At 64.0% G+C, this 23442-nt stretch carries 21 protein-coding genes; 9 read left to right on the top strand and 12 right to left on the bottom strand.

Annotated elements, in window-relative coordinates; all coding sequences use genetic code 11:
- Positions 1–29: 29 nt before the first annotated feature.
- The 4 genes from L0963_RS14785 to L0963_RS14770 all read left to right on the top strand — a co-directional run bounded on the left by L0963_RS14785 (position 30) and on the right by L0963_RS14770 (position 2739).
- Positions 30–230, top strand: coding sequence for a hypothetical protein (locus L0963_RS14785; RefSeq protein ID WP_234180313.1), 201 nt, complete (start codon positions 30–32; stop codon positions 228–230).
- A 44-nt stretch (positions 231–274) separates the two neighbouring features.
- A complete protein-coding gene (locus L0963_RS14780; protein WP_234180311.1) occupies positions 275–910 on the top strand; it encodes an ATP-dependent DNA ligase in 636 nt (211 codons plus the stop codon).
- Positions 911–1185: 275 nt separating this feature from the next.
- The gene (locus tag L0963_RS14775; RefSeq protein WP_234180309.1) at positions 1186–1467 is read left to right on the top strand and encodes a hypothetical protein; all 282 of its coding nucleotides are present in this window, start codon (positions 1186–1188) and stop codon (positions 1465–1467) included.
- 621 nt (positions 1468–2088) lie between these two features.
- The gene (locus L0963_RS14770) at positions 2089–2739 is read left to right on the top strand and encodes a Fic family protein (RefSeq protein WP_234180308.1); all 651 of its coding nucleotides are present in this window, start codon (positions 2089–2091) and stop codon (positions 2737–2739) included.
- A gap of 202 nt (positions 2740–2941) precedes the next feature.
- On the opposite strand, the gene L0963_RS14765 is transcribed toward L0963_RS14770, so the two are convergent.
- Both L0963_RS14765 and L0963_RS14760 read right to left on the bottom strand, forming a co-directional pair.
- Complete coding sequence (locus tag L0963_RS14765; RefSeq protein ID WP_234180306.1) at positions 2942–3769, bottom strand: DUF3800 domain-containing protein; 828 nt, start codon at positions 3767–3769, stop codon at positions 2942–2944.
- Positions 3770–3906: 137 nt separating this feature from the next.
- Positions 3907–4533, bottom strand: a complete 627-nt coding sequence (locus L0963_RS14760) for an SOS response-associated peptidase (RefSeq protein ID WP_234180304.1) — start codon at positions 4531–4533, stop codon at positions 3907–3909.
- A 47-nt stretch (positions 4534–4580) separates the two neighbouring features.
- Between L0963_RS14760 and L0963_RS14755 the strand changes: the two genes are divergently transcribed.
- Positions 4581–4790, top strand: a complete 210-nt coding sequence (locus L0963_RS14755) for a hypothetical protein (protein ID WP_234180301.1) — start codon at positions 4581–4583, stop codon at positions 4788–4790.
- Positions 4791–4798: 8 nt separating this feature from the next.
- Here L0963_RS14755 and L0963_RS14750 read toward each other — a convergent pair whose 3' ends face one another.
- On the bottom strand, positions 4799–5110 hold the full coding sequence (locus L0963_RS14750; protein WP_156416813.1) for a hypothetical protein: 312 nt from the start codon (positions 5108–5110) through the stop codon (positions 4799–4801).
- Positions 5111–5178: 68 nt separating this feature from the next.
- Here L0963_RS14750 and L0963_RS14745 point away from each other — a divergent pair, with 68 nt between their 5' ends.
- The 3 genes from L0963_RS14745 (at position 5179) to L0963_RS14735 (ending at position 7084) form a co-directional block, all read left to right on the top strand.
- Positions 5179–5367: a hypothetical protein gene (locus L0963_RS14745; RefSeq protein WP_234180300.1), complete on the top strand. Its 189-nt coding sequence runs from the start codon at positions 5179–5181 to the stop codon at positions 5365–5367.
- Between the two features lies 1 nt (position 5368).
- Positions 5369–5650 carry a hypothetical protein gene (locus tag L0963_RS14740; RefSeq protein ID WP_234180297.1) on the top strand — a complete coding sequence of 94 codons (282 nt, stop codon included), beginning with the start codon at positions 5369–5371 and terminating at the stop codon, positions 5648–5650.
- Positions 5651–5959: 309 nt separating this feature from the next.
- Complete coding sequence (locus tag L0963_RS14735) at positions 5960–7084, top strand: IS110 family transposase (protein WP_234180295.1); 1125 nt, start codon at positions 5960–5962, stop codon at positions 7082–7084.
- A gap of 99 nt (positions 7085–7183) precedes the next feature.
- On the opposite strand, the gene L0963_RS14730 is transcribed toward L0963_RS14735, so the two are convergent.
- The 7 genes from L0963_RS14730 to L0963_RS14700 all read right to left on the bottom strand — a co-directional run bounded on the left by L0963_RS14730 (position 7184) and on the right by L0963_RS14700 (position 19439).
- A complete protein-coding gene (locus tag L0963_RS14730) occupies positions 7184–7930 on the bottom strand; it encodes a hypothetical protein (RefSeq protein WP_234180293.1) in 747 nt (248 codons plus the stop codon).
- Entirely contained in the window at positions 7927–11622 is a 3696-nt protein-coding gene (locus L0963_RS14725; RefSeq protein WP_234180291.1) for a hypothetical protein, read from the bottom strand. Before L0963_RS14725 ends, L0963_RS14730 begins: the two co-directional genes overlap by 4 nt.
- Before the next feature lie 132 nt (positions 11623–11754).
- Positions 11755–12465 (bottom strand): hypothetical protein, encoded by a 711-nt coding sequence (locus L0963_RS14720; protein ID WP_234180289.1) that lies wholly within the window; start codon positions 12463–12465, stop codon positions 11755–11757.
- Positions 12466–12676: 211 nt separating this feature from the next.
- Positions 12677–14521 carry a tetratricopeptide repeat protein gene (locus L0963_RS14715; protein WP_234180288.1) on the bottom strand — a complete coding sequence of 615 codons (1845 nt, stop codon included), beginning with the start codon at positions 14519–14521 and terminating at the stop codon, positions 12677–12679.
- On the bottom strand, positions 14522–15898 hold the full coding sequence (gene prsR, locus L0963_RS14710; protein WP_234180286.1) for a PEP-CTERM-box response regulator transcription factor: 1377 nt from the start codon (positions 15896–15898) through the stop codon (positions 14522–14524).
- Positions 15895–18048: an XrtA/PEP-CTERM system histidine kinase PrsK gene (gene prsK, locus L0963_RS14705; RefSeq protein WP_234180284.1), complete on the bottom strand. Its 2154-nt coding sequence runs from the start codon at positions 18046–18048 to the stop codon at positions 15895–15897. The genes prsR and prsK overlap by 4 nt, the downstream gene beginning before the upstream one ends.
- A 2-nt stretch (positions 18049–18050) precedes the next feature.
- A complete protein-coding gene (locus tag L0963_RS14700; RefSeq protein ID WP_062902310.1) occupies positions 18051–19439 on the bottom strand; it encodes a TIGR03013 family XrtA/PEP-CTERM system glycosyltransferase in 1389 nt (462 codons plus the stop codon).
- Positions 19440–19562: 123 nt separating this feature from the next.
- Between L0963_RS14700 and L0963_RS14695 the strand changes: the two genes are divergently transcribed.
- Positions 19563–20600 carry a mannose-1-phosphate guanylyltransferase gene (locus L0963_RS14695; RefSeq protein WP_234180282.1) on the top strand — a complete coding sequence of 346 codons (1038 nt, stop codon included), beginning with the start codon at positions 19563–19565 and terminating at the stop codon, positions 20598–20600.
- On the opposite strand, the gene L0963_RS14690 is transcribed toward L0963_RS14695, so the two are convergent.
- Complete coding sequence (locus L0963_RS14690) at positions 20597–21925, bottom strand: HD-GYP domain-containing protein (RefSeq protein ID WP_217373352.1); 1329 nt, start codon at positions 21923–21925, stop codon at positions 20597–20599. The genes L0963_RS14695 and L0963_RS14690 overlap by 4 nt on opposite strands.
- 108 nt (positions 21926–22033) lie before the next feature.
- Positions 22034–23422, bottom strand: coding sequence for a helix-turn-helix domain-containing protein (locus tag L0963_RS14685; RefSeq protein WP_234180280.1), 1389 nt, complete (start codon positions 23420–23422; stop codon positions 22034–22036).
- Between the last annotated feature and the right edge of the window lie 20 nt (positions 23423–23442).

Below are 23442 nucleotides of genomic sequence, written 5' to 3'. Positions count from 1 at the left end.
TTCGTCGCGACATGAATCATCCTCGCGACATGAAGACGGCACCGACGAGACGGGCGAACAACCGCAGTGGGCGGGTCGGCGTGCATTGGCACCGACGGGCGAAGAGATGGCGCGCGCGTGTCCAGGTCGCCGGCGAGCGTTTCGAGCTTGGCGAGTTCGTTGAGTTCCCCGCAGCCGTCGCTGCCCGTGAAGAAGCCGAGCGCCGTTTCGGGCTGCGCGCGACGCCATGAACATGCCCGCGGCCATACGCCGGCATCGGCCGAGCGAGCTTTGTATGCTGGCCGGTCGCTGGGCCGGTGTCATGCCGGGCCCTGCCGGCGCACTGGTCGAGCGCAAGCATGATGGATTTCGCTGCTGCTTTTTCCCCGGCCTCGATCGTCATCCCGGTTTGTGGACCCGTAACGGCATGCCGATGCCCGGCACCGGCCATATTCTCGCGCGGCTGCTCGAGGTCGAAGCGGCCATGGGCGGTCGCTGGATGATCGACGGCGAAATCGTCGTCGACGGCACCCTCGCTGCCACCAAGGCGCACTACGACCGCGGCTGGCGCTCAGGTGACGCCGGGGTGTTCCATGCTTTCGATGCCGTGCCCCTCTCGGACTGGCAGCAAGGACAGTGTGACATGCCGCTGGTCGAGCGGAAGGCCGCCCTAGCCCGGGCGATCGAGGCCACTGCCCCGGACGGCTCGGCCTGGGAGTGGCGCGAAGGCAGCCGCGGGGCGGCGCATGGCGTCGATCCGGTCGAGCTGGTCGGCCACACATGGGCGCGCGATGCTGCTGAGGTCGAGGCGGCCGCTCGTGCGGCATGGGCGGCCGGGCACGAGGGCGTGATGGCGAAGCGCGCTGATGCGCCCTATGTCCGCGCAAGGTCGACCGATTGGCTGAAGCTGAAGCAGCCCGGCGCCGACTAGCAGACTGATAGGAACTATCGATCAGTCTTGCCCGATTGATTGGCTGGTTCGATTTTAGATTTGGCTGTTGCTTGTGGGTGCGCGTGGCCCGCCCCTCTCCCGCCTTACGGTTGGGGAGCATCCCTCATGCCGAAGCGATCAGGGGCGCTTTACATGAGCAGGCCACGACGCGACCTCGAACTATCGTGTCCGGATTGACCAATTCCTAATGCCCAGCGGTTGCGGTGGCGTCGATTGTGCTGCACCTTTCAGGTGACGGGAGGTGGTCTGCAATGATGTTGCGTAATATCTCAGTGCTAGCTCTCGCCTTACTCGCTTGTGGATGCGCGACCAAGGACGACGCGCCCGCATCGGAGGGGCTGGCGAATTATATCAAGGATGCGCGTGTCGGAAGCGACCCGGACCAGTGGATCGAAATGCGGAACATGCTCGGAGAATGGGAGCGGACCGGCCTGATCTTTGGCTACAATGGTGACTTCGATGAATGCCAAAAGGCCATTGCGGGCCTCAAACAGGCGAACAGCGAACGTGAATATCGCTGCGTCCAAGCAAACTGATTAAACGCAATAGGATCTGCGCGGCATTTCCTACAATCCCCCGGGCTGCCATTCCGTCTCGATGTCGCATAAAACAAACTGGCGAGATCCGCTGCGAGCTTCTCAGGGGCGGCGAGGCAAAGAACGGTGCGCCATTAATTCCGCCGGCGCTCGAGATGGCGCCACTCTCCCAGAGAGGCTTGGATATGCGCGGCGAAGCGAATGGCTTTTTGCCGACCGAAAAATGGAGCGCTGTAACCCCCATATTTTGCACGCGTAGCGTAATGTCACTTGCGATTATCGGAAATCGCGACCTATATGTTCCGTAACGAGAGCATTTAAATGACTCACGAAAAATGGCGACGGCGGGCTCCGATTCATTAACGGAAACTTCGTAAGCCATTGCGCGTTGCTCAGTGGACGGAAAGGCGTGCGACGATGCCCACGGATTTGAAAACTGATGCCGGCCTTCTCGGTAGACTACAGGCGGCCGCTCGGCGCGGTGTTTCGGTTGAAGAGCGTCGCGAGCAGCGTCTGTCATTCGTATATGGCAATTTGCCGAAAGGCAGCGCCCTTACGCGGCATGAGGTCGCGGACGCGCTCAAGAACCTAGATGCCTTGGAGGGCAGGTCCTAAGCCTGCATGTTCCTCTTTGAGCTGGTTCACAGCGAGCAACATCCTGTTTACCAGAAACTAGCGGTCGAAAATCTCGATCGACAGTATAGCTTTCTCCAGTCCGTCGTTGAGGCGTCGCTGCAAATTGAGCAGCCGATGTTATCGATCGAGGTCATCAAGGCGCTGAACTACCACGCCATATCGTGCTTGCATGTAAGCCCAGGAGAGTTTCGACCGTGCCCCGTTCAGGTTGGAACGGGCGATGGTGCATTCCATCCTCCGCCGCATTTCCAGGTGCCGGCGATGATGCAGATGTTCACCAACCTCGTGAATCGCTCGTGGGAACTGCATGATGGGGTCACCCTCGCGACGTACGTTCTTTGGCGGTTGAATCATATACATCCGTTCGTAAACGGAAATGGGCGAACGGCGCGGGTGGCTGCGTATTTTGTGCTATGTCTGAAATCTGGCGGGTGGCTGCCCGGCAAGAAGGTTCTGCCAGAACGACTAGTAGAGAACCGTCCAGAATATGTGGCGGCGTTGCAGGCCGCCGACGCCTCGTTGTCGACAGGCGAATTGGACCTCAGCATCCTTCACGCGATGCTGTCGCGCTTGCTCGACGAGCAAATGAAGAGCGCCGAAGAAGGTCCGGAAGAAACTTCCGACGTGCCTGCCTAGATCTTCCAACGCTAAGCCATTGAAATGGGATTCAAATAATCCTTTGAATCCACTTAACAATTTTTGTATTGTGGCTCGCGGCAGGATGCGCCGGGCCTAGCTCCAGAGTTTGCTCTTAATGGCCCGCTCACGCTTAGGGGACGGCTGCCCTTGTTGTGGCAACCTAATCGCCCTTGATCGAAAAGGAGTCCGGGGCCTGCCGTCAAAACCCATAGCCGAACGCTTCAAACATGGAACGTGCGTCTTCTGGGATCGGTCCTTGGCTCGGCAATGGCCACAGCGTCAAACCGCAATTGGCTATTCTTCCCGCTGCGTCTTTGCCCATAATACCTCGCAGGCTCGTCGCAGGACCGATGTCGTGATTTTTGGCGTTAGAATTTGCGCCCTGCAAAAAGGCGCTGGCGATCACATCAGCGAGTTGCAAGCCGGCAAGAGAATGATGGGGTTGTGACGCGACCCGGTCGACATCCAGGAAATCTGATATCCATCGCTTGGGCTTGAGGTGCATTTTAGAGTGCCGGTTCTGAAAATTCAGATTCTCAAAATAGGCGCGCATGTGGTCATAGTCGTGGCCCTTGTTCTCTGAGAATATGAAGGTCGCCGGCGCGATGGGCACGCCTCGCTGTTTTGCGTCATGCTCGGCGAACTCCATGATCCTCTCAATGAGAAGGCGGCTGCACCAGTTAAAGAATCTCTGTGCGTCAAATTTTCCGAGCTTCGCATTGTAATAGTTTCTCACATTGGTCTTGTGAGAGAGCAGACAAAAGGCCCTCGCAGATTTCTTACCGAGAAGGGCGCACACCTGCTGGCGGCGATCAGGCTTCAATTTATAATAGTGAAGGTCCGGTGTCTGAGTGACGTTCGCCGCGGCCATCAGGTCGTCGCGTACCTGAACGGTCAGGTCTGCGGTGTCAGAACGTACAACGTAGGCGCCCACTGAAAACCATTCGTGCCGCGTATGGTGGAATCTGAGACCGTCTCGAACCCCCGAGTCACCGCCTTCGTCAATAAAGATTGTAAGTCCGCTCATCCGATCGGAATTAATCAAATCGCGGGATATCGGCGAGTCTTTAGATTACTGCTCTCTCTGCGGCATTCATTTGTTTCCCTTATCGTCCTCCGAAGAAAGAGAGGGGGCGGCGCAAGCCCGCCGCCGTTGATCTGCTTTTATGCGCCCTTTTTCTTGAACCACGGATCCGCGGTGCGCTCGACCGTCAGGCGGTCGGCGGGGTATTTGCGCACCAGTGCCATGGCCTCTTCTCCCGACGCGTTGAGCCATGCGTCGTGATCGTCGGGGTGCAGGATCACCGGCATGCGATCGTGGATGTCCCACAGCTCTTCGGTCGCATCGACCATGACGCCGGTGTAGGCGTTGCCCCACTCGTCGGTCGGGCGCCATAGGCCCGCCCACGCGGCGAGCGGCTGATCGGCGACGCTGATCCATGTGCGCGTCATCTTGCCCTTTTCGCCCTCAGCCTCAGCAAAGGCGGTGAAGGGAATGAGGCAGCGCTGCGCCGGCGTAACGAACCAGTGCTTCCAGAAGCCGGTGAGCAGCTTGTCGTCGCGGGCGTTGTTGACGGGCTTCGGCTTGCTCGTCGGCTTCATGCCCTTCAGGCGCACCGGGAAACCCCAATTCATCTGTTCGATGACGAGTTCGCCCGCATCCTCGCGAACGACCAGGCCGGGGTAGCCCGGATAGACGTCGGCGGGCACGTTGAAGCCGTGCGGGGCCTTGGCGCGGAAGAGATCGGCCATCTCCGCAACGGTGCTTTTGTTCGTGTACAGGTTGCACATTAAATGCATGATGCGTTGGAATGATGGGGTGTCAACTGGGGGAAACCATGAAGAACATCACAATGCTTCTGGCGCTGGCATTAGCTGGGTGCAGTGGGGGCTCCTTCTCTGATGCTGAGCGGGACGAGATTGGGGATATCGCCGGTGATGCAGCAAGCGCTGCCGTTTCTGAGGATGAATCGGTGCAGGAGTTAAAGGACAAGGTCGACGAACTTGAGCTGCGCCTTCAAGATGTCGAAGCTCGCCTCAACATGTAACCCTATCGCTACCGCCGCCGTCGAAGCTGCCGCTTCCACTCGCTGATATCGGGCATCGGCAGTTGCCGCGTGTGGTTCTCGTTGCTCAGCTCGATCGCTGCGGGCGTCCGCTTTCGCTTGGCGACATAGCATTGCAGGCACCGCATGCGGCGCTGGACGTCGCCGAGCCGGTCGTTCCACCCGCGGCGCTCGAACAGCCACCACAGCGCGTGCGGGTCAAAGATGCCGACATTGCCGCACCGGCACGACACCTTGATCGTCCTATGACGCACGGCCGCGTCGAACAGGTCGCGGATGGGGTTCACTAGCTCTCGACTCATCTTGCCAAATGAGAACATCAGTGGAACATTGAGGCAAGAGACGAATCATAAATTGAACTGGCGGCGACATGATAAGGGAAGCGACAATCGGCCATAATGGCCCGTCAGAGGCGAAGCGCATCGCTGATTATCTTGATCGCCGCGCCGACCGCTTTCTGGCCTATGCCCGCAAGACGGGCAACGGCGACGCGCGCACCCGCGCCAGCGCGCTGCAGGTTGAGGCAGGCAATATCCGCGCCGGCCTGGTCGAGGACTGACATGCACCGCGTCGACCGCGATTATCTCGACATCTGCATTTCGGTCGCGATCAAGACGATGCGCTCGGGCAAGAATGGCAAGGGCAAGCATCCGATCGAGGAAATGCGCGAAGACAGGAACGTCAGCGAACTGAGCGCGCTCATCTTGCGGCAGATCGACAATGAAAGCAGCTTCGTCTGCCGCGCCGGCTATGCGCCGACCGACCCGCGATGCACGCCGAGATATGCGCCGATGAAATTCGGGGTCGATGAGCCTTGGCCGGAAGGGTGCGAGCCGGAATGATGTCTGTCATACGCTGACCCGGTCGATTACCTATCCGGCGCCCTGCCAATTCAACGGCCGAGCCTGTCGCTTCGGTTTCGGCATACGCGCACCGGTATTAGAGCAAATGGCATACCTAACCGCGCCACCGAATTCGACTGACCGTCGGTCACCGACGTCACAGCAAACGTGGCTGACCCGCTCCCAACCAGATAAGGCAACCAAAGCTTAATTGCATTTCGCCATCGATCGGCGTGGCTCCGACGCCGAGAGTTTGAATAAGTCCATGACCTTGTTTGGAGTGTGGCGCGGAGCCGCAGGGAGGCATCTGTGAGCAAGAAACTTTGGGTTGGCCTCGATGTTGGGGTCGACACAATGACGATCTGCGTTCTGAACGCTCTAGGAGAGGCCGTCCGCGAAGATACCATCGCTTCAACCGCCAAGGCATTGGATGAGGTGCTAAGACCCTACCGACGCAGCAATATCGCCAACATCGGGATGGAGGCGGGATCGACAAGCATCATACTGACCCGGGCGCTGCGGAAGATGAAATACTCAGTGTCGGTGTTTGAATGTCGGCAGGTGAGCGCGTTCCTCGGGATCAAGAGGAACAAAACGGATAAAAATGACGCGCGCTGCATCGCCGAAGTTGCGCGGAGCGGGCCGGGAGCGCTCTCAGACGTATACGTCAAGAGCGCCGAGTGCCAACATATCCGGTCGATGCTCGTGATGCGGCAAAGGTTCGTTAGGATGAGGGTCGCGGGCGAGTTGGCCATCGGATCGCTGTTCCGTTTAAATGGCGGAAAGCTGAAGCGGCGCTATTCCGGCGATGGATTGCGCCGCACGGCCCGCGCGGAAGTTGTCCGACTCCGCAGGGAGCAAAAGATCGACCTATCCGCCGAGATAGACCCCATGCTCGCAATCTGCGGCCAGATAAGGGATCATGTGGAAGCGATTGACAAAAGGTTGACGGCGTTGGCGAAGGAAAGCGATCTATGCCGCAAGTTTATGGCCATACCGGGCGTCGGGCCGATCACAGCTCTCTCCTTCTTCAGCGCAATCGAAGACCCGTTTCGCTTTAAGCGCACGGCCGACGTCGGCGCGTATTTCGGCCTTGTCCCACGTGTTCGTCAGTCGGGCGCAACCGTTGCCCGGCTGCGGATAAGCAAGATGGGCAATACCCTTACTCGGCAGCATCTTAACAACGCTGCGGCAGTCCATCTTCGATCCAACAGCGCAGTCTCAAGCATCAAACTATGGGGTGAAAGAGTGCGAGAGCGGCGGGGAGGAATGAGAGCGCGAACGGCAGTTGCTCGCAAATTGGCAGTCGTGATGCTCGCCCTTTGGAAGAAGGATGAGAGGTTCGACCCCAAACTATCGCCGTCGCCTACTCCGCCCGGCGACGATGGCTTCCTCGCGGAAGCGGCAGGCCCGGAAACCCGCAGTCGCCCCTAGGGCATCGACCCTGTTATTGGGTTTGGGTCGGGCCTGCCGATAAACTGCTTCCTGTCCATGGTTTGCAGGGACGAGGCGAATGCCGACAGATTCGACCAGCTACACGCCGGCAAACCGCTCCCCCCGCAATAGCTGAACTTTGCTCCGCCGCAGTTGCTCAGCGACCAAGGCCGGCAACATCGCCTGAACCTCGCGCATGATCGCCGGCACGTCCACTCGCGCCTGCCGAGAGGTGCGCGGGATACCGACAAAGGCGACGATAAAATCCTTGGCGACCTGGCCTTTCCGAAGCCCGCCGCCGATCTTGCGCGATTTGGCCGACCGAGCCTTGCCCGAGCCGCTGACGCTCGCATTCTTCACGACGAGCAGCGGCCAGCCGTTCACGCTGCGAACCATGACGAGCGGCCCGATCTTCTTGTCGAGCCCGAGCCGGTTATAGGATTCCGGCGTGATGCGCTTGCGTCCCGCCTTGCTCGGGATGTCATCTGTTGCGATCCAGAGCCAGCGACCTTTGCGCGGGGTGATCGTGGCGCCGGCGGTGTAGCTTTCGATCGCGCCCACGGTCCGTTCGCTCTTCGTGCGCAGATGCACCCAGCCCGAGGCCGAGAAGCCGACCCCGGACGATCGGACTTGTCCCCGCTTCTCAAGGTCGCTCCCGCTGCCCACCGCATTGCCCATGCGCCCCAGGCCCGCCGATGCCATCTCGCGCCGGATCGTCGCCTTCGCGCGCGCTGCAGCTATTTGCGTCGCGTTGAGCGCGGCCGCCTCAAGCCGCGCGCGCGATTGCCGCTCGAAATTGTCGAACGCCGATTGGGGCGGCATGCGGATCTGGACTTTGAAGGTCATCGGAAGTCGCTGGTCCGGAAATTGCCGAAGTTATAGCGGTCGCCGCCGGCCGCCAGGATCGAGGCGAACCCATTGAGCAGGTCATTCGTCTGCTGCTGGATCGCCCCCACGACCGCGACATTATCGCCGGCCCCCGTCGCCTGCCCCGTCGACGAGAATGGCGAATCCCGGTTCTGAGCGATCGATGCGATGTTGGCCTCCGCGTCGATGCGCTCCTTCGTGATGCGCGTGATCTCGTCGAGCAGGTTGAAATAGGGCGTCTGCGAGCCGCTGAACTGGCGCTGGATGTCGAGCAGGTCCTGAGCGGCCTTGGCGAAGTCGTCATAGGCCGTCTTGTCCCCGGCCAGCACGCGGGCCTTGAGCGGGTCATAGGCGGTCTGTGCGGCGGCGAGGCGGTCGCGAAGGCTGCGGCCGCTGTCGCCAATGGTGAGGTTGTCATAGAGCGAGCGCAGGCTGGCCGTGACCTTATCCGACGCCTCCTTTATCGCCTTCGCGCGCTCGATGCCGTAAAGCTCTTCGAGGCTGGCATAGTCCGCGGCGCTCGCCCCGGCTTCGGCAAAAATCTTCTTGAGCCGGTTGAACTCCTTGTCGAGCGTATCGAGCGCGGCGCCGACCGGATCCTTATATTCCTTCAGGCGGTCGAACACCGATTGGAAGTCGAGCGCCTTCTGCACGCCGACTTCGAGATCCTTGTTCGCCGCAATGAGGCGCTGCTGGGCCTGCGAGATGCCGAGGATCGCCCCGTCGCGGATGGCGTCGGCAATCGCCGCGCGAACCGCCGCTTCGGCGTCCTGGCCGTCATAGAGCAGGTCCGACCCCGCCCGCTTGGGGTATTTCTTCGAGCCAACATCGCTGCTGCCCGAGCTGGACACCCGATACCAGCCCTTATACTCGCCGATCGAGACGCGGAAGTTGCCCACATTGCCGCCAAGCATCTCGGCGAGGCGCGCCAAGCCCTGCTGCACCGATCCGCTCGCCGTGGTGAGGTCGTTGCGCACGCCAGCCTTGTTGCCGGTGACGTTGAAACCGCCTTCACCGCCGCCGGTAATGACAGAATATCCCTTGGGGGTCTTTTTGAAGAGGCCGCCCACGACGCTGCCAAGCAGCCCGCCCGCAATGGCGCCGACAGGGCCAGCGAACTTGCCGAGCGTTCCGCCGATCACCTTGCCCAACTCTTCGCCGGCGATCTTGCCCAATGCCCCACCGATGGCCGAGCCGGTTGCGGACCCCTTGTTGCCGAAGATGAGGCTCGATGCCGTCTGCCCGATGAAGGCGCCCTCGGCCGCATTCTTGAGCAGGCCGCCAATGCCCTTGCTGATCGGGGAGTCGATGCCCAGCCCATCGCGCGTCGTCTTGTTGAGTAGCTTGAGCTGGTCGATGACGTTCGTCTGTTTCGGGTTGTTCGCATACACCACTATCTCATCGAGATAGGAGTTCGCGCCGGCGTTCTTGCCGAACAAGGTGGCGCCCGAGGGCATGCCGTCGGCGCCGAACTTCGATCCGCCGGCCAGCTTGGCGAGCGGCGAGAAGTTGTCATTCGCGGCGCCGCGGAAGGCGGAAGCCGTTGAACTGATCGCTTCAGTGAGGTCGAGCAAGGCCGTCGTGGCCTTCACCGTCGACGCGACATAGCTTTCGGTCGCCGCGTCGATCGGCTTCTTCCCCCGGATCTGATCTTCGAGGCGGGCAAACAAGTCGCCGAAGAGATTGTCGGCGATTCGGCGCGCGATGATTTCGTTGACCTGCTGCCGGATGCTCGCCGCGAAGTCCTTGAGGGCGCCGCGGGCATCGTTGGGCAATTGGGCGATCGATTGCTCGATAGCCGAATATGCCCGTTCGAGTTCCCTGATCTGCGCGGGCGCGGTGCGAACAGCCCGATCCATGCGCGCCAAGATGCGCTCATTCTCGCGGTTCTGCTCGGCTTGCTGGTAGAGAAGGTCGAGCTTTTCCTTCGTGATGCCGAGGCTCTTGAGCTCGGTTGCCAACTGCTCTTCCGTATCGACACCGAACTGCCGCATCAGGTCGTGGGTGAGCGCGAGCTTTTCGGCTTCCTCGTCGCGGCCGAGCAGCAATTTCCGCTGGATTTGGAGCTCTTCGTTCCCGGCCTTGATGCGCTCATTGAAACCGCGCTGCAGGAACTCGGGGATGAGCTTGCCCTTGATTTCCTCGATCTGTCGGCGCGTCTCGGCGTCCGTCGCCTTTTCAGCGTCGGTGAGCTTGCCGCTCGCGGCGCGGCGATCGAGCTTCTTCAATTCCTCGTCGAGCTGGCGCGTGGCTTTCGCCGCCCGGTCGATATCGCGGGGCGCGGCATCGAACTGGCTGCGCAAGTTGGCAACAGCATCGGCGGCGCGGTCGGAAGCATCCTCGATTGCCTGGGCGGCGCGCAAGTCCTGCTCCGCGCTCCGTCCCTTTGGCGTCCGGGCCCGCGGTGCCTTCTTGGGCTTTTGCAGCTCGTCGGCCAGCTTGCCGGTGCGCAGCGATTCGTCTTCGAGGGACAGCTTCCGAATATCGAGATTGGCGGAAATCCCCTCGCCACGCAGGTCGAGGATGCGGCGGGCGGCTTTGGCATTCTCGCCGCCGCCTCGCACGATCTCGAGCAGCGCGTCGCTGATCGCCTTCTGGTCGGTGCGGTTCTTATAGATGGCGTCGATGATCGTCGTGTCGCGGCCGATCGACCGAATGAGCGGGTCGGCGATCGATCCGGCATTCTCGAACCGAACCTCCGCGCTTGAGGTGACAAGACGCTTGATCTCGGCTTGCCGGTCCTTCTGCGACTGCGCGAGGCTGTCGATCTCGTCGAGGCGCTTCAGGCGGGCGTTGGCGATGAGAGCCTGGTTCTGCCGGAGCACGGCGCCCGTGGCGAGATCGAAGAAAGACGACATCTCGGAAAGGCGGCTCTCAAGGGCCTTGTGGGCATCCTCGGCCGTGTCCGCAGCGTCGGCATTGTCGAACAGACCCGCGGTGAGCGTGGCGATGGCCCCGACGCCCAGGCCGACCGCCAGGCCCCATGGACCCGAGAGGAAGGCGCCGAACCGCCCGACGGTGCCGAGCGTCTTGCTCGTCGAGCCTTCCAGGGCGCTAAGTGCGAAGGCAAGCTGCGGCAACTGCTGTGCGAACACGACGCCGGCGCGCTGGCCGCTGTAAAGGCTGATCGCGATATCCTGCAGTTGTTGGCCCGCACCGATCGATGCCTGCCGCAATGCGCCCTGTGATGCCGCCGCGGTGCGGCTCGCGCCCGAGAATGTCTGCAGCTGGGTCCCTGCCCTGCTGATCTCGGCCTGCACCCGCTCATAGGTCGCCGCCTTGGCGTTCAGCGCCCGCGCTTCCTGCTCGGCCTCGTTGGCCGCCGCCTGAGCCGCCTGTATCTGCCGGCGTGTGGACGCGGTGTTGTCGTCATTGGCGCGCGCCGAGGCTTCGAGGGCTCGGGCAACCTCGCGCGTCGCCTGGGCGGTGATCTCGGCTTGCTGCGCCGCCTGCCGCATTCCGGCCGTATCGAAGTTGAGGCCGCCGCCCGCATTGGCCGGACCGGTCAGCGCGCGGGCAATGACCTTTTGGATCTCGCCCATGTCGTATTCGAACTGCCGGCGAACATCGCGGCCCGCCTCGGCTGCTGCCGTGCGGAACTCTCGAAAGCCGTTTCTGCTGTTGTCGAAATCGACCGATACGAAGGCCGGAAATGCGCTTGCCTGGGCCATTTTGGCGTCCCCAATGTCGGGGCGGCATTCAGATCGGATTATCTTTTTGCCACCCGGGGGACAGGCGGTTTTATGTTGCTACCATTATAGCGAAAAGCGATTCGTGGCGCAAAGTGAATGTGGCCGAGGGGTTCATCTGCGCCGCATGTCAGCAAAAATGGCCCTCAAGATGCCGACCTCTTCCAGAGGCTTCGCGTCGCCAATGACAGCGCGTACAGGATCGTTCAGATCAGCGCGAACTCCATCGAACTTAGGCGGCAACCCTCGCCTGTCGAGGCAAAGCCAAAATGCGCAGCCCGACACCGTGAATTGCCAAAAATTGCGCCCGAGCATCCTTACCCTGAAAGGATGAATACCGATCGGAACACGCTCGCTACGCTCTGCGGTAAATCGCTGATATGACGCCACGAGCGGCGTAACAATGGGGCGCTGCCAGAAAACAGCATCGGTCACGCTTTCTGCCCAGGAGCCCAAGGATAGGCCACTGGCTTGGCCGCGCTTCGATTGCACCTCGCGCCAAATCACGCTGAGCACAAAGCGCTGCAGCATGTCGGGTCGTGGGTTTGGGATGCTAACCGCCTGTCTGTCGCCAGCCTGGTTCCCCGCCGCGTTGAGCGCGCGAACGAAGTCCACTCCATACCGGTCGAGATCTCCAGTCAAATTCTCGTGCGCTTGGCACAGAATATCGTCGTCAAATTTTCCCGACTGTCGAAGCCGGTAACCGGGGGTGCCTCGCTCGCCGTACACGGCCGCTTGAGCCCCTTCTTTGGAATCGTGGACCAGCGCGCGCGGAATAATGTGGCTGCGAACCGTATTGGGGGAGCCGCAAACGCCGCAAGCCATCTTGTATCCGATCTCTCCATCCAGCGTGCCGCCAATTTGAATGCCGAACTATGGCATCGACGTAAAAAATGGAAAGCGGCACCTATGTGGTAGCCAACGAAGCAAAGGGGCCACTTTGGGGGCCATTTATTATTGGCGATCAGTTACATATCGCCTTTTCACGGGTAATCGAAACATTGCGGTTCCCGCTACCGCTCCAACTTCCCCTGCATCACCGCCCGATCTGATCGGCCTTGTCGCGCAGGTCGGCTGCCGCCTGATCCTTCCCCCGCCGTTCGAGAAGATCGGCATAGAGCCGCATGATGTCGGCGTTCAGCGGCTGCAGGCGATAGGCGAGCGCGATCATCGGCAGTGCGCGGGCGTCGTCGCCCTTTGCGGCCCAGGCGCGCGCCAGTTCGCGCAGGATGACCACGTCGCGGTTGCCGATCCGTTGCCGCACCCGGTCAAAATGGGCGATCGCCTGATCCCAATGCCGCAAGTCCATCGCCAGATGCCCCGCCAGCCGTTCGGCGGCGAGGCTCGATGGCTGGCGATTGCGCAGCGCGAGGATCCCCGCGCCCGATCCCGCCGGATCGCCTGAGCGATAGAGCGCGTTGGCGAGCCGCAGCGTCGTGCGCTCCCCCGCGTCGAGGTCGCGCGCGGCACGATAGGCAGCGATGGCAAGATCATAGCGCTCGCCCGCCAGCGCCGCGTCGCCGAGCAGGATATGCGCGTCGGCGACGCCGCGATTGGCGTCGCGCAGCCGCGTCGCGCGCGCGATGGCCCGGGCATATTGGCCGCTTGCCATGTCGGCCGCGATCGCCGGGATCGCCTTTGCCGGATCGAGCGGGGCGGCATCGGCCGCCATCGCGACCAGGCCATAGTCGTTATCGACCGCAAAGGGTCCAGCCTCGCCGCGCGCCAGGCTGGCGGCGCGCGCCTGATAATCCGCAGATACGCCGCCTCGGCCTTCTTCGGCAGCGACGCGTGCAGCAAGCAGCAGCGACCAGCTATCGGCATCGCCGCGATCGACGATCGGTTGCAGCGCCGCCATCGCGCCGTCGTCGTCGCCATCGGCCCAGTTCGCCGCGGCCAGCACGCGCCGCGCGGTGAAATTGTCGGGCTGTTCGGCAAGCAGCCGCTCGGCCCAGCTCGCGCCGACTGCCTCGCCGCCCAGTTGCAGCTCAACGATGGCGCTTAGCAGCATGAAGCCCGGTTCGTCGTCCATCTGCCCGCGTGTGCGCTGGAGCAGGCTGCGCGCGAGCTGATAATCGTCGGCGCGCGCCGCGAGCACTGCCTGCAGATAATAGATCCGCGGATCGCCGGGGATCAGCGTCGCGGCGTGGCGCAACGCGACCAGCATGTCGCGATAGCGGCCGATATCGCCGAGCGTCGCGGCCTGATCGATCAGCGCCCCGGCATTGTCGGGATCGGCGGCGAGCGCCGCGTCGTACCAGCGCAGCGATGCGCGCAGCCCCTCCTCGGTGCGGACGAGATTGGCCTTGAGTGCCAGCGCTGCGCTGTTCGTTCCATCGAGTTCGATCGCATAGTCGGCCGCATCGCGGGCGCCCTTGATATCGGCATTGGCATTGCGGAAGCGCGCGACATCGACCCACAGCATTGAATCGCGGGGCAGTTCGCGCACCGCGCGGTCATAGGCGTCGCGCGCCGACGCAAGGTCGCCATTGTCCAGATGGACGTTGCCCGCGACCCACGCCGCCTCGCCCATCATTTCGGGTGCGATCGGACCGCCGTCGAGTTCCTCGAAGGCGCGGCGGCCGTCGCCCTGCATCGCATAGGCGCGCGCGAGCAGCGGGCGCAGCACGGCGCGATTGCCGCCCGCATCGATCGTCGCCTTGACCGCGGCCTCGGCCGCCACTCCGTCGCCGAGCCGGAACAATATGCGGATCAGCCGGATGCGCGGTTCGAACGATTGCGGATCGTCAGCGACCGCCCGTTGCAGTTCGGCGCGGCGCTCCTGCAGGTCGGCGCGCGAACCCGGCGGCTGCGGCGCGGCGCAGCCGGCGAGCGCCGACGCCGCGACCAGCACGGCCAGCCAAGGCCCGCGCCATGCCATTCAGGCCTGAATCCGATATTGCTTGAGCAGGTCGTAAAGCGTGGGGCGACTGATCCCGAGCAATTTGGAGGCAAGCGAGATATTCCCCTCGCTTTGCGTCATCGCGCGGCGGATCGCCACGCGGTCGGCGGCTTCGCGCGCGCTGCGCAGATTGAGGTGGCTTTCCCCGGGCTCGTCGCCGCGCCCCGCAATGTCGAGATCGTCCTTCGTCACCAGCTTGCCGTCGGCCATGATGACCGCGCGCTTGATCCGGTTTTCCAGCTCGCGCACATTGCCCGGCCAGCGGGCCGCATCGATCGCCTGCAACGCATCGGGTGCAAAGCCGCGCACCGCCGGGTTCATTTCGGGCGCATATTTATGCAGGAAATGCCGTGCGAGCAGCACCGCGTCGCCCGGCCGTTCGGCGAGCGCGGGGATCTTCACCACCATTTCGGCGAGCCGGTAATAAAGGTCATCGCGGAAGGCACCTTGGGCGATCATCGCGTCGAGGTCGCGGTGCGTTGCACAGACGATGCGCGTATCAACCGCGATCGGCCTGCGGCCGCCGATGCGCTCGATCGTGCGTTCCTGCAGGAAACGCAGCAGCTTCACCTGCAGCGGGAGCGGAATGTCGCCGACTTCGTCGAGGAACAGCGTGCCGCCGTGCGCCAGCTCGATCTTGCCCTCGGTGGTCTTGACCGCGCCGGTGAACGCGCCCTTTTCATGCCCGAACAATTCGCTTTCGAGCAGATTTTCGGGGATGGCGGCGCAGTTGATCGCGACGAAAGCGCCGTCCCGCCGCCCGCTCGCCTCGTGCAGCCCGCGCGCGAGCAATTCCTTGCCCGTGCCGCTGGCGCCGAGTAGCATCACCGACACGTCGAGGTTGGCCACGCGCTCGATCGTGCGCGCAACCTTCTGCATTTCGGGGGCGCCGGTAATCATGCCGCCGAGGACGCGGTTGTCGCCCGTCCCTGCCTCGGCAAGCCGCGCATTTTCGACCTCGAGCGCGCGGACGTGAAAGGCGCGGCGGACGATCAGGCCCAGTTCGTCGATGTCGATCGGTTTCTGATAAAAATCCCAAGCCCCGCTTGCGATAGCGGCAAGGGCGCTGGAGCGCTCGCCATGCCCCGAAACGACGATCACCTTGGTATCGGGCTTCAGCTCGAGGATCGCCTGCAGGATGCGGAAGCCCTCGCGCGTTCCGTCGGGATCGGGCGGCAGGCCGAGGTCGAGCGTGACCACCGAAGGTTCTTCCGCGCGCAGCAGGTCGATCGCGCTGTCGTGGTCGCCCGCGACCAGCACCTCATAATCTTCATAGGCCCATTTGAGCTGCGTCTGCAGCCCCGGATCGTCCTCGACGACCAGCAGTTTCGGGCGGGGCGCGCCGGTGTCGCTCATTGATTTACTGCTTTCCTGTCGTCCTGATCGTCATTCACCGCGTCGCGCCCGTCGGCGAGCGGCAGCCACAGCGAAAAATCGCTGCCCTTGCCCGGCTCGCTCGTCACCTCGATCCGCCCGCCCATCGCCTGCGCCAGCCCCATCGCCTCGAACGCCCCCAGCCCGAAGCCGCCATCCTTGGTCGACACAAAGGGTTTGAACAGTTCGTCGCGGATGAAGGCGCGCGTCATGCCGCTGCCCTGGTCGATGACATCGATCCGCACCCGGCCCTGTTCGGCGACTGCGATCAGTTGCACTGGCGTATCGGACGGCGAGGCGTCGATGGCATTGGTGACGAGATGCTGGACGATCTGCCGGATCGACGCCGCATCGCCCCACGCCGTCAGCCCCGCCTGACACCCGACGAACAGCGCGCGGCGCGCGCGCACTTCGGCTGCGACGTCGTTTAGCACCGGCTCGATCAGGACGCGTCCGCGCTCGCCCGCGGGTCCGCGGCCGCGCGGCGACAGTCGTTCGAGCAGATCGGACAGGCGCCCCGCCGAAATGCGCAGCGTCTCGATCATGTCGGCACGAAACTCCGGCTTGTCGGCATGGCGCTCGGCATTGCGCGCGAGCAGCGACAATTGGCTCGCCAGATTCTTGATGTCGTGCATGATGAAGGCGAAGCGGCGGTTGAATTCGTCGAAGCGCTTGGCTTCCGACAGCGCCTGCTGCCCCTGCGCTTCGGCCAGATAGCTCGCCGCCTGCTGGCCCGCGATGCGCAGCACGTCGAGATCCTCCCAGTCGAGCGCGCGCGACACCGGCGGGCGGTGGAGCACCACGACCGCAATCATTCGCTGGAAATGCAGCACGGGCACCACCACCCACGCCCGCGGGTCGGAGAGCAGCCAGTCGGGAATCGCCAGATCCTCAGCCCCCTGCCGCTTGCCCGCGCGTTCGGCGTCGAGATCGACGATGTGCCGCGTTTCCTGAAGCATATAGGCCGATCGCGGCGACAGCGACGCATCGCCCTGCCCCTCGCCCTCGCCCGCGTCGGTCCAGCGCCACCGGTCGGCGGCCCGAAAGCCGCCCTGCCCATCGGGTACCAGCAGCAGCGCGCCAGGACTGCCGGTCAGTTCGGCGAGCGCCTTGGCGACACGGCGGTGGAGATCGCCCCCATCCTCGCCCCCCTCCACGCCATCGCCCGCGCGTTCACCGAACTGGCCCAGCGTCGCGGTGAAGCGCAGCCATTCGGCGCGGTAATCATAGCGGTGCTCGAAGAAATGCTTGGAGATCATCACCGACAGCCAGGCACGCGTCGGCGCCGACAGCAGCAGCAGCCCGCCGATACCCAGCGCCGCGATCAGGAAGATCCCCTGCGCCGCCTCTCCATAATCGCCGCCGATCAGCCGCGTGACCGCCCCGACGACGCCGATCAGCACCAGATAGGCGGCCGCCGCAAGCAGCAGCATCCCCCGTGCCGCGACGCTGCGCGACAGGCGGATACGCTCGCGCCCGACGTCCATCGCGGCGAGCACGAACAGCGGCAGGATCAACAGCGCGACCGCGGGAAGCAGCGCGATCAGCGTCGTCGCGCGGGTGCCGGTCAGCGCCCCGATGAATTGGATATTGAGCTCATAGGTCCACAGCATCGCGAAGCCGCCGGCGATTGCCAGCACCGGGGTGCGGATCGCGGCGCTCGCGCGGCGCACGCCGCCATCGACGACGATCAACCCGCCCGTCGCGACGATCATCGCCGAAATCGCAAGTGTCGGCGCCGCCCAGGATTCAGCCGCATCGCCGCCCTGCCAGATCGACAGCGCGCCGATACCGAACATCAGGAAACAGATGGTCAGCAGCAGTCGCTGAACCAGCCGCAACGGCCGCCCCATCGGCGCCGCCGCACTCCAGAAACTGGCGCCGAGCCATAGCAGGATCGCCGCATCGCGCAGCGGTTGCACGACGAGCGCGGCCGCACTGTCCGGCCCCGCGAGCCACAAGGCGCCGCACCACACGGCCATCGCCGCCGCCGCCGCAATCGTGGCGCGCGGTGCGGTGAGCAAGGCCGCCATGCGCGCGCGCGGCCGCACGAGCAGCCAGATCGCGGCGCCCGAAAAGCCCAAGGTTCCAAGCCCGGCGAGCAAATGCGTAAGGCCGGCGAGAAGCGTCATCGTCAGCGCGCGCCCTCCGGCCACAGCACGACGCGCACCGTCTGGAGCAGGATCAGAAGATCGAGGAAGGGCGAATAATTCTTTGCATAATAAAGATCATATTCCAGCTTCACCCGCGCATCCTCGACCGACGCGCCATAGGGATAGTTGATCTGCGCCCAGCCGGTCAGGCCGGGCTTCACCATATGGCGTTCGGCATAATAGGGCAGCTGGCGTTCGAGTTCGTCGACGAAGCTCGGCCGTTCGGGGCGCGGGCCAACGAAGCTCATCTCGCCTTTCAGCACGCACCAGAGCTGCGGCAGTTCGTCGATGCGCAGCTTGCGGATGATGTGGCCGACGCGCGTGATGCGGGGGTCGTTTTCCGCCGCCCACACCGCCTTGCCCGCCGCTTCGGCATCGGTGCGCATCGAACGGATCTTCAAGATATTATAAGGTTCGCCGAACAAACCGACGCGCGGCTGGCGATAGAGGACCGGCCCCTTGCTATCGAGTTTCACGGCAAGCGCCGCGATCAGCGCGAGCGGCAGGCCGATCACCAGCACGATCAGGCTGGCAACGATATCGAACAGCCGTTTGCCGACCTTGGAGATGCGTTGCCCCGCCGAAAAACCGTCGGAAAAGATCAGAACGCTGGGGTTTGTCGTCGCCAGATCGACGCGGCCCGTTTCGCGTTCGATGAAGCTGGCGATGTCGTTGACATGCACGCCGGTGGTCTTGACGCGCAGCAGATCGGCGAGCGGCAGCGCATTGCGCCGCTCCTCCATCGCGAGCACGACCTCGCCCGCGCGCAGCGCAACGACATGGTCGGACAGGTTGGCGATCGCTTCGCGTGGGACCGCCTCGGCAATCGTGCGCTCGTTCCCGGTCATCGCAACGAAGCCGACGACGTCGATGCCGCTTCCCGGCGCCTCGGCCAGCGCGCGCAGCCGCGCCGCGCGCGCGCCGGCGCCCAGCACGAGGATGCGCCGCTTGAACGCATCGGCGCCCGCACTTTGCGTCAGTGCCAGCCGGATGAGAAACAGCGCCGCGATCGCCAATCCCATCGCGTAAAAGCTGTTGACGCGCCACAGCGTCGCGGTCGGCAGAAGAAAGCCGACCACCGAAAGGAAAATGACGCCCAGCGACACCGCGGCGAGCAGGCGCGCCGTCGCGAATTTCATCGATCGCAGCGCTTCGGCGCCATACATGCCGGTCGCCATCATCGCGAGCGAATTGGCGACGGCAAAGGTGGTGAGCGGCAACCAGCGATCGCTGAAGTCACCGGCATCGAAGCCGGCGATATGCGCATAAAGCGCCCACGCCGCATTGGCAGACGCAAACAGCGCCGCAAATTCCAGCAGCGCGAGCCAGACGACCGCGTGCGGGACATAATGTTTGAACAAACGGAACATGTTGCGCCTGGCCCTTTCGGGCTGACATCCTAAGGTCGAGGCGTGAAGTGTCGGTTAATTTTACACTCGCGCCGGACCCTATTCGGGGATGACCGCGCGACTGACAGAGGATAGAGCCAGGGGATGAGTACCGAAATTCAACCGATCATCCTGTGCGGCGGCGCGGGTACCCGTCTCTGGCCCGAATCGCGCGGTGATCGCGCCAAGCAATTCCTGCCGCTGACCGGCTCCGAAAGCCTGTTCCGGCAGACCGTCGCCCGCACCCCAGCCGGGGCGCATTTCACGCCGCCCGTGATCCTGTGCGGGACAGGCCATGTCGCGACCGTGCGCGACCAGATGGGCGATCATGAGGCCGCGCTGCTCGTCGAACCGATGCCGCGCAACACCGCCGCCGCCATCGCGCTTGCGGTGGCGCGCGCCGACGCCGACAGCTTGCTGCTCGTCATGCCCAGCGACCATATCATCGCCGACGTTTCCGCCTTCCACGCCGCCATCGCCAAGGGCGCGCATCTGGCGCAGCAGGACTGGCTCGTCACCTTCGGCATCGCCCCCGACCGCCCCGAAACCGGCTTCGGCTATATCGCCAGCGGCGCCGCGCTCGGCGACGATGGTTTCGCGGTCGCCCGCTTCGTGGAAAAGCCGCCCCTGGCCGAGGCCGAACATATGCTGGCTGCAGGCGGTTATAGCTGGAACGCGGGCATTTTCCTGTTTCGCGCTGGCCGCATGCGCGATGCGATGCTCACCCATTGCCGCGCGATCTTCGAAGCCGCCGACCGCGCCGTCGCCGCGGGCCGATATGACGGCGACGCGCTCTATGCCGACGCCGACGCCTTTGCCGCCGCGACCTCCGATTCGATCGACTATGCGGTGATGGAAAAGGACGACCGCGTCGCCGTCGTTCCCGTGGCGATGGGCTGGTCGGATCTCGGAAGTTGGCAGGCCGTCCACGCTCTGGCTGGCGGCAAGGATGCCGACGGCAATGCGGTCAGCGGCGACGCGTTCCTGCACGACAGTCACGGCAATCTTGTCCGTGCCGGCGGCAAGCGCGTGTCGCTCGTCGGGATGGAAGGCGTCGCGGTCATCGTCGACGGCGACGACATTCTCGTCATGCCGCTCGACCGCTCGCAGGACGTCCGTGCCGCGGCCAAGGCACGCGGTTAGGGCGCGAGGCGCGCGCCATTCTCCTCCGCGGGCAGGAAATCGACCTGCGCTGCCAATATCCGCTGGCGCATCGCGTCCCAGTCGGCGAAGCGCCAGAAGGTCGGGCTGTCGCGTCCGACAATACGCGGATTATCTGCCGATGGCCCGATGGCGCGGTCGTGGAACGCGATCTCGGTCAGCGTCTCGCAGTCGAAGAAGATGCGCACCATGACATCCTCAGCATAGTCGCCCGCGCTGCCCGTCACGACGCCCAGTTCGCCGCACGACAGCCGCACCAGCGTCCCGACCGGATAAATGCCCAGGCTGTCGGCGAATTGTTCGAGCAGACGGCTATCGAAATGCCCGTGCCATTGCTGCATTTCGGTCAGCGCCTCGCACGGCGTCCACGGATCCTTGTAGGGACGCTCCGACGTCACCGCGTCATAGACGTCGCAGATGGCACCCATCCGCGCGAACAGCGACAATGCCTCGCCCGACAGGCCATCGGGATAGCCGGCGCCATCGACCTTCTCATGGTGCCGCAGGCAGACTTCGAGCGCCGCCTCGGGAACATCCTTCGAATTGGCGAGCAATTGGTGGCCAGCCGCCGGATGCCCGCGCACCGAATCGCGCTCAAGATCCGACAGCGCCCCCGACTTGGTCAAAATGTCGTCCGAAATCGCAATCTTGCCGACATCGTGAAGCAGTCCGGCGACGCCCAGATCCTGCACGACGCGCTCATCGAGTTCCAGATGCCGCGCGAAATTCATCATCAGCGCGCACACCGCCACCGAATGGAGATAGGTATATTGGTCCTTTTCCTTCAGGCGGACGAGATTGATCAGCGCCTTGGGATCGCGTTCGATCGACGCGCCGATCGATTTGGCGAGCGGCACCATCCGCCGGGCCTCGACCGCGCGGCCCAGCCGAGCCGTCTCGAACATTTCGCTGACCGCTTCGCGCGACCGTTCGATGGCGCGGCGCGCGCGGCGACATTCGGCGGCATAGCCCTTGCGCTGGCGCGGTTCGTCGCGCGGCGGCGGAGGCGGGGGCACCATGGGCTCGGGCCAGGCGATCGGCCGTGCCGCGGCACGCGACGGCTGGGGACGCGCAGGAAGCTTCGCCGCGACCGACTCGGGCCACGGCGCATCTGTCGCTTCATCGATGTCGCTGCGGCTCTTGTCGATGATCAGCGCGTCGATCGCGGAGGCGCGGATGCGCAGCAATTGTTCCATCGTTTCGACGCGAAAGTGCCGGCGCCAAAACGGGTGATCGAACCACGAGCCTTCAAAGCCGTGGACGAACATCCCGATCTGAGCCTCTTCGGGCTTTATCCGAACCAACATAACGCGCGGTCCCAACAGGTCCTTGGCATCCCCCCGATGCCAGCCTCCGGCGCTACATAGACTTTCTTAAAAGCGGGTATATGCGCTGCCCCGTTTTGGGACGAAAACTCAATCGCCCGCAAAATCGAAGGCGCTCACGCCGCGTTCACCATCGCGAAAGCGCAGCGGGCGGCCGATCGGCGGCGCCGATCGCTGGACGCAGCCGGTCCGCGTGCAGCGACGACAACCAAGGCCGATCGGCGTCGCGGCGCTGCGCATCAGGTCCAGGCCGCGCGCGGCGATCAGCGGCGCCGCAACCTTGGCATCTACGCCCACGCACACCGCGAACCGTGCCGGCGTCCCGCCCCCCGTTGCGCCGGGTGCCGCCACGTTGCGGCTCTGCGTGAACCAGCGCGATCCGTCTTCCAGTTCGACCAGATCGGCGACCACCTCGCCGGGGCGCGCGAACGCTTCGTGGACGCCCCACAAGGGGCAGCGCGCATCGCCGTCGACGAGCGGCGACTGGCTCGCGCCGGCATAGCGCTTGCTCCCCTGCCCCGCGCGGTCGATGCGCAGCATGAAGAAGGGCAGCCCGCGCGCACCCACGCGCTGCAGCGTCGTCAACCGATGCGCCACCTGCTCGAAGCTCGCCCCGAAGCGGCGCTGCAGCAACAGCAGATCGTAACCCGTCGCATCACAGGCGCGCAGGAAGCGGCCATAGGGCATCATCAGCGCGCTCGCGAAATATTGGATCAGGTGCCGCTCGAACAGCCGCGCCGCTGCCGCTTCGGCAAATTCCGCGCCGGCAATCAGCGCATCGATCTCGTCCTTCGCCTCGATCTGCGCCAGCGTCGCCGCCGCCTGAAAGGTCCGGCTTGCCGGGCGCAGCAGTTCGTTCAGCATCAATTGCCGCGCATGCCAGTCGAGCCAGCGGAGCCGGTCGGGCATGACATCGGCGGGCAGGATGCGGATGCCGAGCTGGTGGCGCGTACGCAGCCGCTCCGAAATCGTGCCGTAAAGGTCGCCACCCGCAAGGCGCAATTCATCGGCCAGTTCCTCGGCGCGGGCGTCGAGGTCGGGGAAATGGTTGCGCCATTTCTCGATGGCGCGGCGCACCGCGGCCACTTCGGGGGCATCGCCCTCCACGTCCGCGCGCCCCTCTGGCGCCGCGTCGAACAGCCGTGCAAAGGCCGCGGCGGTCGCGGGCGCAGTCTGCAGCCATTCATCGACCTCCTGCGCGCCGATGCCGAGATCGGCGAAACGCGGATCGGCAAGCCGCCGCCGCAGGCCTGCAAGCCCGCCGGGCAAGTCCTCGGCGCCCAATTTCGCGGCGTCGAAGCCGAAACGCTCGGCCAGGCGCACGATCACCGTCGCCGACAACGGCCGCTGGCCATGCTCGATCAGGTTGAGATAGCTCGGCGAAATATCGAGCGCCTCGGCCATCGCCGCCTGCGTCATCGCCGCTTCGCGCCGGACCTTGCGCACCGCCGGCCCTGCAAACACCCGCCGCTCCGCCATAATTGTAACTTTCTTTACTG

Origin of the sequence: Sphingopyxis sp. NFH-91, assembly GCF_021401285.1 — a bacterium.
GTDB lineage: Bacteria > Pseudomonadota > Alphaproteobacteria > Sphingomonadales > Sphingomonadaceae > Sphingopyxis > Sphingopyxis terrae_A.
Note: the sequence above shows the minus strand (reverse complement) of the source record. Positions and strands in the feature narration are given on the sequence as shown.